This window comes from Nonomuraea sp. LPB2021202275-12-8 (assembly GCF_037044575.1).
In the GTDB taxonomy this organism is placed as follows: Bacteria; Actinomycetota; Actinomycetes; order Streptosporangiales; family Streptosporangiaceae; genus Nonomuraea.
On the sequence record NZ_JBAHWD010000006.1, the window covers coordinates 77,838 to 93,281 of the forward strand.

The window sequence follows — 15,444 nt, forward strand, 5'->3', positions numbered from 1 at the left end:
TCAGATGACCGCTGGAGGCGATCACGACTTCCTGGTCTCCCAGCGGAACCACCTCCTGATCGAGAGCAGCGCGATCCCCGCCCACGCCGCCAGGACCAGAGTCGGTACGGCTGCCGCCGCCAGGTCGGAGCCGAGTGTTCCCGGCCCGTAGGAGGTGCGGACCGCGTCCACCACGGCGCTGGTGGGCAGGGCGGCGAGGAGTGGGTGCAGCCAGGAGGGCAGCAGGTTCATGATCGGGCCCATCGCCCCGGACGCGAGGCCGGCCAGGAAGAAGAACGGCAACGTCATGACCGCCGCGAGCTCCCCGCGCGGGATCGCGGCCGTCCACGCCACCCCCAGCGTCGCCACCACCGCCGAACCCGCGACCGCGAACGCCGCGAACAGCACCGGATTCCTCGGCAGCGGCACGTCGGCCAGGAGGTGTACGGCCACGGCCGACACGAACATGAGGGCGACCGTCTGCGTGACGGTGTTCGCGACCTCGCCGAGGAGAATCTGCCGGTCGGTGAGCCGGGTGGTGCGCAGCCGTTTGAGCACGAGCTGGTCGCGGCGCATGGTCAGGGCGACGGTGATGTTCAGGAACGCGGTCCCCGACAGGATGAGCGCGAGCGTCCCCATGAACATCTGCGCCGCGGCCGTGACGCCGTCGGCCTGAACGTTGCGCATCAGCGTCGGCATCCCGATCGCCAGCCCCAGCGGGAGGATCACGGAGGCGAGCAGCATGCCCTTGTCGCGCCAGAACAGCCGGGCGCTCAGCTTGTAGGTGGCCGTGAGGCTCATCGGCGTGGGTCCCATCGGAAGAGGAAACGGACGGCTACCAGGCCGAGGAGGGCCCAGACGGTCAGATTCAGTACGGGCCCGGTCAGTGTCGCGAGCTCGCCGCCCCGGTAGGCGAGCCCGGCGATCTCGACCATCGCTCCGGTCGGCAGCAGGTCGAGTGCCCACTGGACCCAGCCGGGCAGGAGGCCGGTGACGAACGGCCCATATCCTCCGGCCCCGACCGCGCTGGCCAGCATGAACGGGATCGTGGCGGGGGCGTTCAGGTCGGGGCGGCGGGTCACGATCGAGAAGACGACGCCGATCAGCGCCAGCACCCCGGCCACCGCGACGACGCACGCCGCGAACAGCAGCGGCAGTTCGGGGGGCGGGAGGTAGGTGAAGGTGTAGAGGATCACCGAGACGAGGGCCGACAGGAGAGTGGCCTGCGTCACGATGTTGACCAGCTCGCCGCCGATGATGGCCCGCCCCCGCAGGCCCGAGGCGCGCAGCCGCTTGAGAACCAGCAGCTCGCGTCTGGTCGACAGCGCCACAGCCGTCTGAGTGGTCGCGACGACGGTCAGGACCATGGCGAGCATGCCGAGATGCATGCCAAGCACCACCTCCACGTCGCGGCTCCTGAGCGAGGCGGCGATCAGCAGCGGCAGGCCCGCGCCCAGGCAGACGCCGAGCACCGCGATGCCGCCGACGGCTCGCCCGTCGCCCCAGAACAGCCGCCCGCCCAGCCGCGCCACAGCCAGCACCTCACGCACGGGCGTCACCACTGCGGGCAGGGCGATCGTTCCGGGCAAGTTCCAGGAACAGGTCTTCCAGCGAGGCCGTCCGGATCTCCAGACCCCGCAGGCGCAGGCCGCGTCCGCTCGCCCAGCTCAGCAGCGTCTGTGCGGCCAGGTCGGGATCGGCGGCCTGGACGATGGCGAGCCTGCCCCGCACGGTCGCGGGCAGCGGCAGCTCCCCGGGTCGAATCACGGACGGCAGCTCGAACGAGACCCGCCCCACCCGCGCGGCCAGCGTCTCGGCCATGTCGCCGCCGATGACGATCTCACCGCCGTCCATGATGGCCAGGCTCGTCGCCAGTTGCTGGGCCTCCTCCAGGTAGTGGGTGGTCAGCAGCACGGTCGTGCCCCGGGCGGCGAGGTCGCGGACGACCTCCCAGGTGTTGCGGCGAGCCTCGGGGTCCATGCCGGTTGTCGGCTCGTCCAGGAACAGCACGTCGGGCCGGCCGAGCAGGGCCAGCGCCAGGTCCAGACGGCGTTTCTCGCCGCCGGACAGCTGCCGCACCTTCGTCTTCGCCTTCGCGGTCAGGCCCGCCAGCTCCAGCGCCTCGCTCGCGGGGCGCGCGGCGGGGGTGAAGTCACGCCAGATCTCGACCGTCTGCCCGGCCGTCAGGTCAGGTAAGAATCCGGCCTCCTGCAGCATGATGCCGACGTTGCCGCGCATCCGGGCGCGGTCCCTGATCGGGTCGAGGCCCAGCACCCTGACCGAACCGGCGTCCGGCTTCTGGAACCCGGTGAGCAGCTCGATCGTGGTGGTCTTGCCCGCGCCGTTGCGGCCGAGCAGGGCGAAGACCGTTCCCGCCTCGACCTCGAATGAAATGTCGTTGACCGCCTGGAATCTGCCGTAGCTCTTGCTGAGATGGTCCACCTGAATCGCAGTCACGCCCTGATCCTTCGCCAAGGGGCGGCGGCGGAGACAGTGAGGAATTCACAACTTCACCAGCAGGCCGAGCAGGCGGCCTCCTGCGAACCATCGGTCCGGCATGAGGTGACGGAGATCAGCCCGCTCGCCGGGTCGGCCTGCCGGGGTGCGAGCCCACGTGTTGACACCTTGACCAACCAAGCGCATGCTTTGGAAGGTGACGGGGCCGGAAGGGCCCCAGGCGCGCCGTCGCGCCGGCGCGAGGTGTCACTGCGGTTGTTCCGCCGAGCGCCTTGACGAGAGTTCCGCGTCGCAGCGACACACACGTGAAGGGATCGATCCACCATGGCCGATGCGATGGACACATCCCCGCAGACCCCTGACCGGACGGACCTGACCCCCGACGGGCAGAGCCGCCGCGCGCTGCTGCGCGGAGCCGCCCTCGCCGGCGGGATCCTCGTGAGCGGCGCGGCGCTGGGCCGCGCTCCCGCCCACGCCGACGTCGAGGTGGACGTCGTGGTGGTGGGCTCCGGCGCCGCGGGGATGACAGCGGCGCTGACAGCGGCCAGACGAGGGCTGCAGGTCGTGGTGGTCGAGAAGGCGCCGACATTCGGCGGCTCGGCGGCCCGGTCCGGCGCGGGGATCTGGATACCGTGCAACGAGGTGATCCTCGCCGCCGGAGTGCCGGACACCCCGGCCAAGGCCGCCTCCTACCTCGCACGGGTCGTCGGCGACACGGTGCCCGTCGAGCGGCAGCGGGCGTTCCTGTCCGCCGGTCCCGCCATGATCTCGTTCGTGATGCGGAACAGCCCACTGCGGTTCCGGTGGATGGAGGGCTATTCCGACTACTATCCCGAGTTTCCGGGCGGGATGCCGAACGGCCGCTCCATCGAACCGGACCAGCTCGACGGCAACATCCTCGGCGCGGAGCTCACCCGCCTCAACCCGCCGTACATTCCCACACCGGCCGGCCTGGTCGTCTTCAGCGCCGACTACAAATGGCTGACTCTCAGCGCGGTCAACCCGAAGGGGCTGGAGGTGAGCGCCGCGTGCCTGTTGAGGGGCACCGAGGCTGCGCTCCGCGGCGAGAAGCCGCTCACCATGGGCCAGGCCCTGGCGGCGGGGCTTCGCGCCGGGCTGCTCGCCGCCGGCGTGCCGGTATGGCTGAACACCCCGCTCGTCGATCTGCACGCCGAAGCCGGCCGCGTCACCGGCGTGGTGGCCTCGCGCGGCGGCCAGCAGACCCTGGTCAGGGCCCGTCGCGGGGTCATCATCGGCTCGGGTGGATTCGAGCACAGTGCGGCCATGCGCGCGGAGTTCCAGCGACAGCCCATCGGCACGAGCTGGACCGTGGGCGCCAAGGAGAACACCGGCGACGGCATCGAGGCGGGCGAGCGCGCGGGGGCCGCGCTCGATCTGATGGACGACGCCTGGTGGGGGCCGTCGATCCCGCTGCCCGGCCAGCCGTACTTCTGCCTGGCCGAGCGGACCCTGCCGGGTTGCATCCTGGTCAACGGCAACGGGGTGCGCTTCGTCAACGAAGGGGCGCCGTACAGCGACGTGGTCCACGTCATGTACGACCGCAACACGCCGGCCGCGCCGCACATCCCCTCCTGGTTGATCGTCGATCAGAACTACCGCAACCGCTACCTGTTCAAGGACATCGCCCCGCTGCTGCCGTTCCCCGACGCCTGGTACCAGAGCGGCGCCGTCCACAAGGCCTGGACGATCGAGCAGCTGGCGCAGCGGATCGGCGTCCCCGCGGCGGCCCTGCGCGGCACGGTCACCCGGTTCAACGGATTCGCGCTGACCGGCAGGGACACCGATTTCCGCCGTGGCGACAGCGTCTACGACCGCTACTACGCCGATCCTCTCGTCAGGCCCAACCCCTGCCTGGCCCCCCTGTGGCTACCGCCGTTCTACGCATTCAAGATCGTTCCCGGCGATCTCGGCACGAAGGGCGGGATGCGTACGGACGCGCGGGCGCGGGTGCTGCGAGCGGACGGCTCGGTCATCCCCGGCCTGTACGCCGCCGGCAACGCCAGCGGCGCCGTCATGGGCCACAGCTACGCCGGATCCGGCTCGACCATCGGACCGGCCATGACCTTCGGCTACCTGGCAGCCATGGATCTGTGAGTTCGGCGCCTGCCGAAAGCCTCGTTGATCCCGTTCAGGCCGCATGTGAGCATGGGAAACCGGCGCGGCTTTCAAGCTCGTCGGCGGGAGTTCCGCCGCTGCCGGTACGTGGATTTCATCCACGAAAGACGTGCCGCACGGGCCTGTTCCTCGTCGCAGCATTCGCACGGCATGCCCAGCTCCACCCGGTCAAGGGCTTCTACTCCGTGCTGGGCGACCAGGAACTCCACCGTGGCGCGGTGCAGGCGTGCCAGTCGGTGGCGCTGTCGTCCGTGCCGGGCGAAGTACTGGTCGACGGCGGTCACGGTCTCCGCGTTCAAGGTCATGTCCGGTCCTCCGGTCGGGCCGCATTCTGCCGTCGTGCGCGGCGACCTGACCATGATCTCCTGAATTCGCCGGCCGCCGTACTCCTGATCGCGGTCAACGCCGAGACCCATCGGCTGATCCCCCTGTTCGCCATCGGGGTGTTCACCGGATTCACCATCAGCCAGATAGGGCTCGTCCGCCACTGGGTGAGGCTGCGCCCCCCGAAGTGGGCGGGCAAGGCGCTGCTGAACGGCGTCGGCGCCGCGGCCACCGTCGTGGCCACGCTGGTGCTGCTCACCACGAAGTTCACCGAGGGCGCCTGGGTGGTCCTCGTGGCGATTCCGCTGCTGATCCTGCTGTTCGACCGGGTGGAGGGCTACTACACCAAGGTCGGCGTCGCGCTCGGGCTCGGGCAGCCCCAGGGCGCGCCGCACAGCCCCGATCCGGCCTCGCGACTGGTCATCGTTCCGCTCAGCCCGGCGTCCGCGATCAGCGCCATCTCCGAGCGGGCGATCAGCGCGGCGCTGGCGTTCGGCGGCGAGGTCGTCGCCGTCGTGGTCTCCGACGCCCCCGGGCAACTCGACAGCCTGCGGGCCGAGTGGGATCGGTGGAATCCGGGGGCCCGCCTGAAGGTGCTGGACGGCCCCAGCCACACGGTGGTCCGCCCGGTCGTCGAGTACGTCCAGCGCCGGGAGGCGGACGGCAGGTGGATCGCCGCGGTCATCCCCGGCATCCAGCCGTCCCACCCCCGCTACCGGCTCCTGCACACCCAGCGGGACCTGCTCCTGGCCGCCGCCCTGCGCGACCACACGGACGCGGTGGTGTGCTTCCTGCCGTTCCGGATCCCGGCCTGACGAGTCGGCCGTCACGTGGCCGGGCCGTCAGGGCCGGGCCTCGTAGACGAGGTTGAACGGTGTCGCCGCCACCCGGCGGAACGTCCGGAATCCCGCGGCCTGCACCGCCGGCCTGATGCCGGCTTCGCCTGCCTGGTTGCCCAGCGCGTCGTCGGCGCCCTCGGAGATGGCGTGCGGCACGCACAGGAACGTGGAGAACGAGTAGTAGACCCGCCCGACCGGCGTGAGGTTCTCGGCCACCGAATCGCCCGCGAACGGTTCGACGATCAGCCAGACACCGTCGTCGGACAGCGCCGATCTGATGTGCCGGGCGGCGGCGACCGGGTCTCCCATGTCGTGCAGGCAGTCGAAGGAGGCCACCAGCCCGTACCCGGTGCCGGGGAAGTCCTGCGCCCGCGCCACCGAGAAGTCGCACCGGCTGTCCAGGCCGGCCTCGACCGTCGCCTTGCGGGCCAGCTCGATGGACTCGACGTGCGGGTCGAACCCGTGCACGGAGGAGGCGGGGTAGGCGTCGGCCAGGATGCGGGTCGACGCGCCCAGCCCGCATCCCACGTCGGCCACCTCGATGCCGGCCGCCAGCCGGTCGGACAGCCCGTCGACTGCCGGAACCCAGGAGCTCAGCAGGTTCGCGACATACCCCGGGCGGAAGAACCGTTCGCAGCCGGTGAACACGCCCTCGTGATGCTCGCCCCAGGCCACCCCGCGGCCGGTCCGGAACGCCTCGGTGATCATCGGCTCGTCGGCCAGGCTGGACACCGCGAGCTGGAAGGCCCCGGCCAGCCCGAGCCCGGCCGGGTCGGCGAAGGCCAGCGCCTGCTCGGGGGTCAGCGAATAGCGTCCGGTTTCGGCGTCGTGGGTGACGTAGTGGCCGGCGGCCTGACCGGGCAGCCATTCCCGGACGTACCGCTCCGACGTGCCGGTGTATTCGGCCAGTTCCGCGGCGGTGAGCGGTCCCGCCTCCGCCAGCGCCCGGTACAGACCGAGCTTGTCACCGATGAGCACGTTGCCGGCCGAGACCGTCGCGCCGAGGTCGTTGACGAAGCGGTCGAGCAGTTCGGCGAGCCGGTTGTCGTCGATGGTGGTCATGGCATCCTCCTGCTGACGAAGCGGACTCTGAATGCCCCTAGCCTGGATCGGCGACCTTGGACAGCCGTTGCTCGAACCCTGCCGCAACGTTGGCACAACCTTGGGTGACGGCCGGTTCGGATCGGGCCTAGGCGAGCAGTTCGGCGTATCGTCGGCACCGAGACGGCCGAGGACATCCGCGGCTGGATCGAACTGCTCCCCGACTGAAAGCGTGGTGTGGGAGGTCGGGCTGCAGCGGTTCTGGCTCGGGAGCTCAGGCGTCCAGGAAGCGGTGCAGGGAGGCCGTCATGGCCGTCACGAAGGTGTCGCGGACCTGGCTGGGGACCAGGTCCAGGGACAGATAGGGGTTGAGGTCCTCCAGCTCGACCAAAAGCAGTTCGCCTTCCTGGGTGCGGCAGGCGTCCACGCGCTGGATCCCGTGGTCGAGGGTGTTCCAGTCGATGAAGCGGCGGGCGAAGCCGAGGTCGGCGTCGCTGGGCTCGTAGGGCTCGAGGACCCAGCGCCGGTCGGGGTCGGGGGCGTACAGGGCGTACTGGAAGGCGTCGTCGACGTAGTAGAACGACACCTCGTAGCGGAAGTCGACGCGCGGCTGGATCAGGATGTCGCCGTGGGCGAGGACGTCCACCCGGTCCCGGGGGACGAAGGCGAGGCCGATGGAGTCCGCGCCCGCCTTCGGCTTGACCGCGTACTGCGCGGCCGTGGGCAGCAGGTCCAGATCCTGGGGCCGGTCGACGGTGGGGATGACCGGATGCCCGGAGCGGGTCAGGTCCAGCAGATACTGCTTGCCGGCCATGTCGCCACGGCCGGACAGCGGGTTGTAGACACGGGTGCCACGCGCCGCCGCCCGCTCCCGGAAGGCGTCGTACTGCTTCCGGTAGTGCAGCACGGGGCCGCTGTTGCGGACCACGACCGCCTCGAAGGCGTCCATCAGCGCGGCGGCGTCCGACGGGTGGCACAGGGCGATGTCGAAGTCGTCGCGCAGCCGGGAGGTCAGGAAGATGTCCTCGTCGCAGTAGCGCCGCCCCCGGGCCTGGTAGGCGAGATCGGTCACGAACAGAAGAGGGCGGCGGACGGGCACGGCGAATCTCCTTGCGGGGTGGCCCACCAACCTACTCATCCCGCGCGGCACGGTTACCGGCGGCCCTGCCAGGTCCAGGCGGTCGTCGTCGGGCATCCGTTACGGAGAAGCCGCGCTCCCGCGATGAGCCGTGCTCCCGTGCGAGCCGTGGACGTCGCTGATGCTGGGCGTCGCCACGGCCGGACTGTACTTACGGATGCCCGAATCGCGCTGGTTGTCGCGGGCGGTGACCGCGGCGTTCGCGCTCTCCGCCTTCCTCATGGGACTGCTGCTGGTCGGCGGCGCGAACCTGATGACGGGCGTGCTGCTCGGGCTCGCCGCGTTCGCCGCGCAGATGCTCGCCGCCCTGATCCTCACGCACGGACTGCCGGTCATGGACCGGATCCATCTGGGCCTGGCGCAGCAGAACGGGATCACCGCCGTGATCCTCGCCCTGGCCTTCGAACGGGACTTCCCCGGATTCGTCGCGGTGATCGCCCCCGCGATCCTGACCGTCAACCTCGTCTACGTCCTGGCCAACCGGATCTCCGACACCTGGGGCCGTCGCCGCCCGCTGCCATCCACACCGCAGTGATCTCGGCTCGGGACGACCGGGGACGTCCGGGCCGGCCGGTGCGGCCGGCCCGGACGTCATGATCAGACGAGGTCGAACCGGTCGAGGTTCATCACCTTGTCCCACGCCGCGACGAAGTCCTTGACGAACTTCTCCTTGGCGTCGTCGCTCGCGTAGACCTCCGCGAGCGCGCGCAGCTCGGAGTTCGAGCCGAAGACGAGGTCGGCGCGGCTACCGGTCCACTTGACCTCGCCGGTGGCGGAGTCGCGAGCCTCGAAGGTGTTCGCGTCCTCGGACGTCGCCTTCCACGTCGTGCCCAGGTCGAGCAGGTTGACGAAGAAGTCGTTGGTCAGCGTCCCGGGGGTCGTGGTGAGGACGCCCAGCGACGACTGCTGGGTGTTCGCGCCCAGGACACGGAGACCGCCGACCAGGACCGTCATCTCGGGGGCGCTCAGGGTGAGCAGGTTCGCCCGGTCGAGCAGCAGGTATTCGGCCGGCAGGCGGTTGCCCTTGCCGAGGTAGTTGCGGAAACCGTCGGCGGTCGGCTCCATCGCGGCGAACGACTCCACGTCCGTCTGCTCCTGCGACGCGTCCACGCGACCCGGCGTGAAGGGGACCTGGACGTCGAAGCCCGCGTCCTTGGCTGCCTTCTCGACGGCCGCGGCGCCCGCGAGCACGATCAGGTCGGCGAGCGAGACCGGCTTGCCGAAGGACTGCTGGATGCCCTCCAGGGTGCGCAGCACCGTCGCGAGCTGGTCAGGATCGTTGACCTCCCACCCGGCCTGCGGCTGGAGGCGGACCCGCGCGCCGTTGGCGCCGCCGCGCTTGTCGCCGCCGCGGAAGGACGCGGCCGAGGCCCACGCCGCGGACACGAGCTGGGACACCGACAGGCCCGAGGCGAGGACCTGAGCCTTGAGGGCGGCGACGTCGGCGGCGTCGATGAGCTCGTGCGTCACCGCGGGGAGCGGGTCCTGCCACAGCAGCGTCTCGGACGGGACCTCGGGGCCGAGGTAGCGCACGACCGGGCCCATGTCGCGGTGGGTCAGCTTGAACCACGCACGAGCGAAGGCGTCGGCGAACTCGGCCGGGTTCGCGAGGAAGCGCCGCGAGATCTGCTCGTAGATCGGGTCCACGCGCAGCGAGAGGTCGGTCGTGAGCATCGTCGGGGCGTGGCTCTTCGACGCGTCGTGGGCGTCGGGGACGGTGCCCGCTCCGGCACCGTCCTTCGGCCGCCACTGGTTGGCGCCCGCGGGGCTCTTGAACAGCTCCCACTCGTAGCCGAACAGGATCTCGAAGAAGCTGTTGTCCCACGTCACCGGGGTGTTCGTCCAGATGCCCTCGAGACCGCTGGTGATCGTGTCACCGCCCTTGCCGGTGCCGAAGGTGTTCTTCCAGCCCAGGCCCTGGTCCTCGATCGAGGCGGCCTCGGGGTCGGCGCCGACGTGGTCGGCCGGGCCCGCGCCGTGGGTCTTGCCGAAGGTGTGACCGCCCGCGATCAGGGCGACCGTCTCCTCGTCGTTCATCGCCATCCGGCGGAACGTCTCGCGGATGTCGCGCGCCGCGGCGAGCGGGTCCGGGTTGCCGTTCGGGCCCTCCGGGTTGACGTAGATGAGGCCCATCTGGACCGCGCCGAGCGGGTTCTCCAGCTCACGGTCGCCGGTGTAGCGCTCGTCGCCGAGCCAGGTGGACTCGGGGCCCCAGTAGACGTCCTCGTCGGGCTCCCACACGTCCGCGCGGCCGCCGGCGAACCCGAAGGTCTGGAAGCCCATCGACTCCAGGGCGACGTTGCCGGTGAGGATCATGAGGTCGGCCCACGAGATGCTCTGGCCGTACTTCTTCTTGATCGGCCACAGCAGGCGGCGGGCCTTGTCGAGGTTGCCGTTGTCCGGCCAGCTGTTGAGAGGGGCGAAGCGCTGCTGGCCCGCCCCGGCGCCACCGCGGCCGTCGCTGATGCGGTAGGTGCCCGCGCTGTGCCACGCCATGCGGATCATGAACGGACCGTAGTTGCCGAAGTCGGCCGGCCACCAGTCCTGCGAGGTCGTCAGGACCTCGGCGATGTCCCGCTTCACGGCCGCGAGGTCGAGGCCCTTGAACGCCTCCGCGTAGTCGAACTCCTCGCCGAGCGGGTTGGCCACGACGGGGTTCTTCGCGAGGATCCTCAGGTTGAGCCGCTCCGGCCACCACTGGCGGTTTCCGCCGCCCTGCGTCGGGTGGGGTGCGCGCTCGTGCGCGACCGGGCAGCCACCTTCGCCCTCCGTCTTCGCGTCGGTGACGATTGCGTCATGGTTCTCGGACATGGAAACCTTCCGGTTCAGGGGATTCAGAGTGCTCAGGCACTGCGGGTGGTGGAACAGGCGGGACACAGGCCCCAGTAGATGACCTCGGCCTCGTCGATCGAGAAGCCATGGTCGTCGTCAGCGGTCAGGCAGGGCGCCTCGCCGGCCGCGCAGTCGACGTCGGCGACGGCGCCGCACGACCGGCACACGATGTGGTGGTGGTTGTCCCCGACGCGTCCCTCGAACCGGGCCGCGCTGCCGGCCGGTTCGATGCGACGTACGAGTCCCGCCGCGGTGAGCGCGTGGAGGGCCTCGTACACGGCCTGCAGGGAGATGTGGCCTACGCGATCGCGCACCCCGGAGGCGATCGCCTCGACGTCGAGGTGGTCTCCGTCCCGGACGGTCTCGAGCAGCGCGACGCGGGCGGCCGTCACCCGCAGGCCGGCGCCGCGCAGGGCCTCGGGGGTGGTCGGAGTCCTGGGTGCGGTCATGGACAGAAGCTACCTCCTCAAACACGAATTGTTCAAGATAGTGAACTGATCCATGTCCTGTACCTGTCAGGTGATGACCCGGGCGTCCAGAATTTGCCTAAAAACTTTAGGCAAATGCACAATAGGTTATGTCGAACGGGAGGAAGGTTATGGTGCGCGTCGGGCTGACCACGGATCGCCTGGTTCGGGCGGGGGCGGAGCTGGCCGACGAGGTCGGTTTCGACCAGGTGACCGTCTCGGCGCTGGCCAGGCGGTTCGACGTCAAGGTCGCGAGCCTCTACTCGCACCTGAAGAGCTCGCAGGACCTCAAGACCAGGATCGCCCTGCTCGCCCTGGACGAACTCGCCGACCGCGCCGCCGACGCCCTGGCGGGCCGGGCCGGCAAGGACGCCCTGACCGCCCTCGCGAACGTCTACCGCGACTACGCCCGCGAGCATCCCGGCCGCTACGCCGCGGCCCAGCTCAGGCTCGACCCGGAGACGGCGCTCGCCAGCGCCGGCGTCAGGCACGCCCAGATGACGAGGGCGATCCTGCGCGGCTACGACCTGACAGAGCCGGACCAGACCCACGCGGTCCGGCTGCTGGGCAGCGTCTTCCACGGCTACGTGACCCTGGAGATGGGGGGAGGGTTCAGCCACAGCGCCCCCGACACCCAGGAGACCTGGTCACGGACCCTGGACGCCCTCGACGCCCTGCTGCGGCACTGGCCCGCCCCGTGACCGGGGACCACGCAATCCAGAATCAACAGGTTGAGACCATGCATACCGAGCACAAGTGGATCACCACCCCCATCACCGCCGACCTCCTGCGCGGCGCCCTCGACCTGGAGCGCACCGCGCACGGTGTGCTGCCGCACCGGTTGCCCGCCCGGGCCCGCGCCCAGTGCGCCGACCCGCAGCTGGCCATGGCGGAGTCCCAGCCCTCCGGGGTGCGGCTGGTCTTCCGCACCCGGGCCACCGCCGTCGAGCTGGACTCGCTGCCGACCAAGCGGGTCTACGTGGGGGCCCCGCCCCGCCCGGGCGGCGTGTACGACCTGCTCGTCGACGGCCACCTCGCCGACCGGGCCGGCGTGGCCGGCGGCAACACCCTGACCATCGACCTGACCACCGGCACCTCCGACTACCGGCCCGGCCCGGCCGGCACCCTCCGCTTCGCCGGCCTGCCCGACCGTGACAAGGACGTGGAGATCTGGCTGCCGCACAACGAGACCACCGAACTCGTCGCCCTGCGCACCGACGCCCCCGTCAGGCCCGCACCGGACCGGGGCCGCAAGGTGTGGCTGCACCACGGCAGCTCGATCAGCCACGGCTCCGACGCGGCCGGCCCCACCGCCACCTGGCCCGCGCTCGCCGCCTCCCTCGGCGGCGTGGAGCTCGTCAACCTGGGCCTGGGCGGCAGCGCCCTGCTCGACCCCTTCACCGCCCGCGCCCTGCGGGACACCCCCGCCGACCTGATCAGCCTCAAGATCGGCATCAACCTGGTCAACACCGACCTGATGCGCCTGCGCGCTTTCACCCCCGCCGTCCACGGCTTCCTCGACACCATCCGCGAAGGCCACCCCTCCACACCACTGCTGGTCGTCTCGCCCATCCTGTGTCCCATCCACGAGGACACCCCCGGCCCCAGCGCCCCGGACCTCACCGCCCTCAGCGCCGGGCACCTGCTGTTCCGGGCCATGGGCGATCCGGCAGAACGCGCGAGCGGGAAACTGACGCTGGGCGTCATCCGGGACGAGCTGGCCCGGATCGTGGAGCAGCGGGCGACCGAGGACCCGGACCTGCACTACCTCGACGGCCGTGACCTCTACGGCGAGGCCGACTCCGCCGAACTGCCGCTGCCCGACCAGCTCCACCCGGACGCCGCCACCCACCGCCGCATCGGCGAACGCTTCGCCGGGCTGGCCTTCGGCGCCCACGGTCTCCTCGCAGGCCGCCGTGCCTGAGGCACGGGTCGCGACTCGATCAGGCGGACGGGAGGGGGGCACCGCCTCAGCTCGCGACGTAGCCTGACTGCCGCGTCGGCCAGCGCGCCGATGACGATCAGCGCGATCGTGAACTTCATCGGCTGGTCGGTCACCTGCGCTTCGAAGATCCTGCTCCGTTCGTGTGCCATCGTCTCGTCGGCGGGGCGGCCCGTTTCTGCGGCTTGTGTCGCGGCACTTCGCCTCTTGTGTCAGCCGGTCTGCGCGACGGTCTGCGGCTCTCGGAGCGGGAAGTGGCATGCGGCCGAGTGCCCCGGGTCGAATCCGAGCAGGACCGGCTCCTCCTCGGCGCAGCGCGTCTGGGCGCGCGGGCACCGGGTGCGGAAGCGGCATCCGGACGGCGGGTCGTACGGGCTGGGCATTTCGGCGCCGATGTCGACCTGGTCGTCGGTGTCCGCCGCAGCTGGGTCCGGCTCCGGGATCGCGGCGATCAGGCCGGCGGTGTACGGGTGGACGGCGCGGAGGTAGATGTCGTCCGCGGAGCCGATCTCGACCAGTTTGCCGAGGTACATCACTCCGACCGTGTCCGCCATGTACCGCACGACGGTCAAATCGTGAGAAATCACGACGTAGGTAAGTTCATGCTTGGCCTGGAGCCGCTTCATCAAGTTGAGCACCTGGGACCGGACCGAGACGTCCAGCGCGCTCACAGGCTCGTCGGCCACGATCACCCGCGGGTTGAGCGCCAGCGCCCTGGCGAGCGCGATGCGCTGCCGCTGGCCGCCGGAGAACTCGTGCGGGTAACGCTCCAGCACGCTGTGCGGCAGGCCGACCTCGTCGAGGAGCTCCCGGATCGCGGCCAGTTGCTCCGCGGCCGTGCCGATGCCCTGGGCTTCGAACGGCTCGCGCAGGATGGCGCCGATGCGCATCCGCGGATCCAGCGCGTCGAGCGAATCCTGGAACATCATCTGCAGGTTGCGCCGGTGCTTCCGCAGACCTCGCCCGCGCAGCTCCTCGAGCTTGCCGCCCAGGGCCGTGACGCTGCCCGTGGTGGGCTTCTCCAGCGCGACGATCATCCTGGCCAGGGTGCTCTTGCCACAGCCGCTCTCGCCGACCAGCCCGAAGGTCTGGCCCGGCTGGACCGAGAACGACACCCCGGACACGGCGTTGACGCTGCGCTTCGAGCCGCCCAACGACAGGCGGCCGCCCGAGCCGTACTTCTTGACGAGCTGGTCGACGACCAGCACCGTGCCGTCAGCGTCGGCGGGCTGGTCCTGCGCCTTCGGCGTGGTCGTGGCCGGCTGTGCGGCCGGGTCGAGCGGGCCTTCGACCGGGTGCCAGCAGGCCAGCGTGTGTCCCGGCCGTGACTCGGCGAGCGCCGGTGCCTCGCCCTCGCAGCGGGCGGTGGCGTGCGCGCAGCGGGCGGCGAAACGGCATCCGGCGGGCGGGTGCTCCAGGTCCGGCGGGGAGCCGGGAATGGAGTAGAGGGTGTTCTCGCGCTCCTGGGTCAGCCGCGGCGTGCACGCGAGCAGCGCCTGCGTGTACGGGTGCCGCATGCCGGTGAAGAGCTGGTCGGTGCGGGCGCTCTCGACGATGCCGCCGGCGTACATGACGCTCACCCGGTCGGCCCAGCGCGCGATCACTCCCATGTCATGGGTGATCAGCAGCATGGCCATCCCGAGCCGGTCCTTGAGATCGTGGAGCAGCCTCAGGACCTGCGCCTGCACGGTCACGTCGAGCGCCGTCGTCGGCTCGTCGGCGATCAGCACCTTCGGCTCGCAGGACAGGGCCATGGCGATCATGACCCGCTGCCGCAGGCCGCCGGAGAGCTGGTGCGGGTAGCTGCCCATCCGTTCGGCGGGACGGGCGATGCCGACGAGCGCGAGCATGTCGGCCGCCCGGTCACGCGCCTGCTTCGGGCTCTCGCCGAGGTGCAGCCGGATCGGCTCGGCGACCTGCTCGCCGATGGTCTTGGTGGGATTGAGCGACGTCATCGGGTCCTGGAAGACCATCGCGATCTCGTTGCCCCGTACCTTCTGGTACTGCCGCTCCGGGAGGCCCACCAGCTCGCGGCCCTCAAGCTTGATCGACCCCTCGGCGATGTGCCCGCCGGGCGGGAGCAGCCCCATGATCGACAATCCGGTCATCGACTTCCCGCTGCCGGACTCCCCCACCAGCCCGAGGGTTTCGCCCCGGCGCAGGCGCAGGTCGACGTTGTTGATGATGTCGACGGCCGACTTCCTCAGCCGGATGCTGGTGGACAGGCCCTCGACTGTTAGAACATCCAGATCGTCGGGCATCACTGGCCCCTTTCCGTGCGAGCGGCCA

At 70.6% G+C, this 15,444-nt stretch carries 14 protein-coding genes; 5 read left to right on the plus strand and 9 right to left on the minus strand.

Going from position 1 to position 15,444, the window contains the following annotated elements; genetic code table 11:
- Nucleotides 1-21: 21 nt before the first annotated feature.
- The 3 genes from V5E28_RS13590 to V5E28_RS13600 are packed head-to-tail and all read right to left on the minus strand — an operon-like array spanning nt 22 to nt 2,436.
- The gene (locus V5E28_RS13590; protein WP_336207196.1) at nt 22-795 is read right to left on the minus strand and encodes an ABC transporter permease; all 774 of its coding nucleotides are present in this window, start codon (nt 793-795) and stop codon (nt 22-24) included.
- Nucleotides 777-1,529 (minus strand): ABC transporter permease, encoded by a 753-nt coding sequence (locus V5E28_RS13595; protein WP_336207197.1) that lies wholly within the window; start codon nt 1,527-1,529, stop codon nt 777-779. Before V5E28_RS13595 ends, V5E28_RS13590 begins: the two co-directional genes overlap by 19 nt.
- Entirely contained in the window at nt 1,522-2,436 is a 915-nt protein-coding gene (locus V5E28_RS13600) for an ABC transporter ATP-binding protein (RefSeq protein ID WP_336207198.1), read from the minus strand. Before V5E28_RS13600 ends, V5E28_RS13595 begins: the two co-directional genes overlap by 8 nt.
- A gap of 336 nt (nt 2,437-2,772) precedes the next feature.
- On the opposite strand from V5E28_RS13600, the gene kstD reads away from it, so the two are divergent.
- The gene (gene kstD, locus V5E28_RS13605; protein WP_336207199.1) at nt 2,773-4,551 is read left to right on the plus strand and encodes a 3-oxosteroid 1-dehydrogenase; all 1,779 of its coding nucleotides are present in this window, start codon (nt 2,773-2,775) and stop codon (nt 4,549-4,551) included.
- 71 nt (nt 4,552-4,622) lie between these two features.
- On the opposite strand, the gene V5E28_RS13610 is transcribed toward kstD, so the two are convergent.
- On the minus strand, nt 4,623-5,060 hold the full coding sequence (locus tag V5E28_RS13610) for a hypothetical protein (protein WP_336207200.1): 438 nt from the start codon (nt 5,058-5,060) through the stop codon (nt 4,623-4,625).
- 3 nt (nt 5,061-5,063) lie between these two features.
- On the opposite strand from V5E28_RS13610, the gene V5E28_RS13615 reads away from it, so the two are divergent.
- The gene (locus V5E28_RS13615) at nt 5,064-5,711 is read left to right on the plus strand and encodes a hypothetical protein (RefSeq protein WP_336207201.1); all 648 of its coding nucleotides are present in this window, start codon (nt 5,064-5,066) and stop codon (nt 5,709-5,711) included.
- Between the two features lie 27 nt (nt 5,712-5,738).
- Here V5E28_RS13615 and V5E28_RS13620 read toward each other — a convergent pair whose 3' ends face one another.
- Together V5E28_RS13620 and V5E28_RS13625 are read right to left on the minus strand one after the other, a co-directional pair.
- Nucleotides 5,739-6,797 carry a class I SAM-dependent methyltransferase gene (locus tag V5E28_RS13620; RefSeq protein WP_336207202.1) on the minus strand — a complete coding sequence of 353 codons (1,059 nt, stop codon included), beginning with the start codon at nt 6,795-6,797 and terminating at the stop codon, nt 5,739-5,741.
- Nucleotides 6,798-7,050: 253 nt separating this feature from the next.
- The gene (locus tag V5E28_RS13625; protein ID WP_336207203.1) at nt 7,051-7,875 is read right to left on the minus strand and encodes a hypothetical protein; all 825 of its coding nucleotides are present in this window, start codon (nt 7,873-7,875) and stop codon (nt 7,051-7,053) included.
- A gap of 130 nt (nt 7,876-8,005) precedes the next feature.
- Here V5E28_RS13625 and V5E28_RS13630 point away from each other — a divergent pair, with 130 nt between their 5' ends.
- A complete protein-coding gene (locus tag V5E28_RS13630) occupies nt 8,006-8,449 on the plus strand; it encodes a hypothetical protein (RefSeq protein WP_336207204.1) in 444 nt (147 codons plus the stop codon).
- Between the two features lie 62 nt (nt 8,450-8,511).
- Here V5E28_RS13630 and katG read toward each other — a convergent pair whose 3' ends face one another.
- Both katG and V5E28_RS13640 read right to left on the minus strand, forming a co-directional pair.
- Nucleotides 8,512-10,725: a catalase/peroxidase HPI gene (gene katG, locus V5E28_RS13635; RefSeq protein ID WP_336207205.1), complete on the minus strand. Its 2,214-nt coding sequence runs from the start codon at nt 10,723-10,725 to the stop codon at nt 8,512-8,514.
- Nucleotides 10,726-10,757: 32 nt separating this feature from the next.
- The gene (locus V5E28_RS13640) at nt 10,758-11,195 is read right to left on the minus strand and encodes a Fur family transcriptional regulator (RefSeq protein ID WP_336207206.1); all 438 of its coding nucleotides are present in this window, start codon (nt 11,193-11,195) and stop codon (nt 10,758-10,760) included.
- Between the two features lie 149 nt (nt 11,196-11,344).
- Between V5E28_RS13640 and V5E28_RS13645 the strand changes: the two genes are divergently transcribed.
- Both V5E28_RS13645 and V5E28_RS13650 read left to right on the plus strand, forming a co-directional pair.
- The gene (locus V5E28_RS13645; protein WP_336207207.1) at nt 11,345-11,914 is read left to right on the plus strand and encodes a TetR/AcrR family transcriptional regulator; all 570 of its coding nucleotides are present in this window, start codon (nt 11,345-11,347) and stop codon (nt 11,912-11,914) included.
- Nucleotides 11,915-11,952: 38 nt separating this feature from the next.
- A complete protein-coding gene (locus V5E28_RS13650; protein WP_336207208.1) occupies nt 11,953-13,137 on the plus strand; it encodes a GDSL-type esterase/lipase family protein in 1,185 nt (394 codons plus the stop codon).
- Nucleotides 13,138-13,367: 230 nt separating this feature from the next.
- On the opposite strand, the gene V5E28_RS13655 is transcribed toward V5E28_RS13650, so the two are convergent.
- The gene (locus V5E28_RS13655; RefSeq protein ID WP_336207209.1) at nt 13,368-15,416 is read right to left on the minus strand and encodes an ABC transporter ATP-binding protein; all 2,049 of its coding nucleotides are present in this window, start codon (nt 15,414-15,416) and stop codon (nt 13,368-13,370) included.
- Nucleotides 15,417-15,444 lie beyond the last annotated feature (28 nt).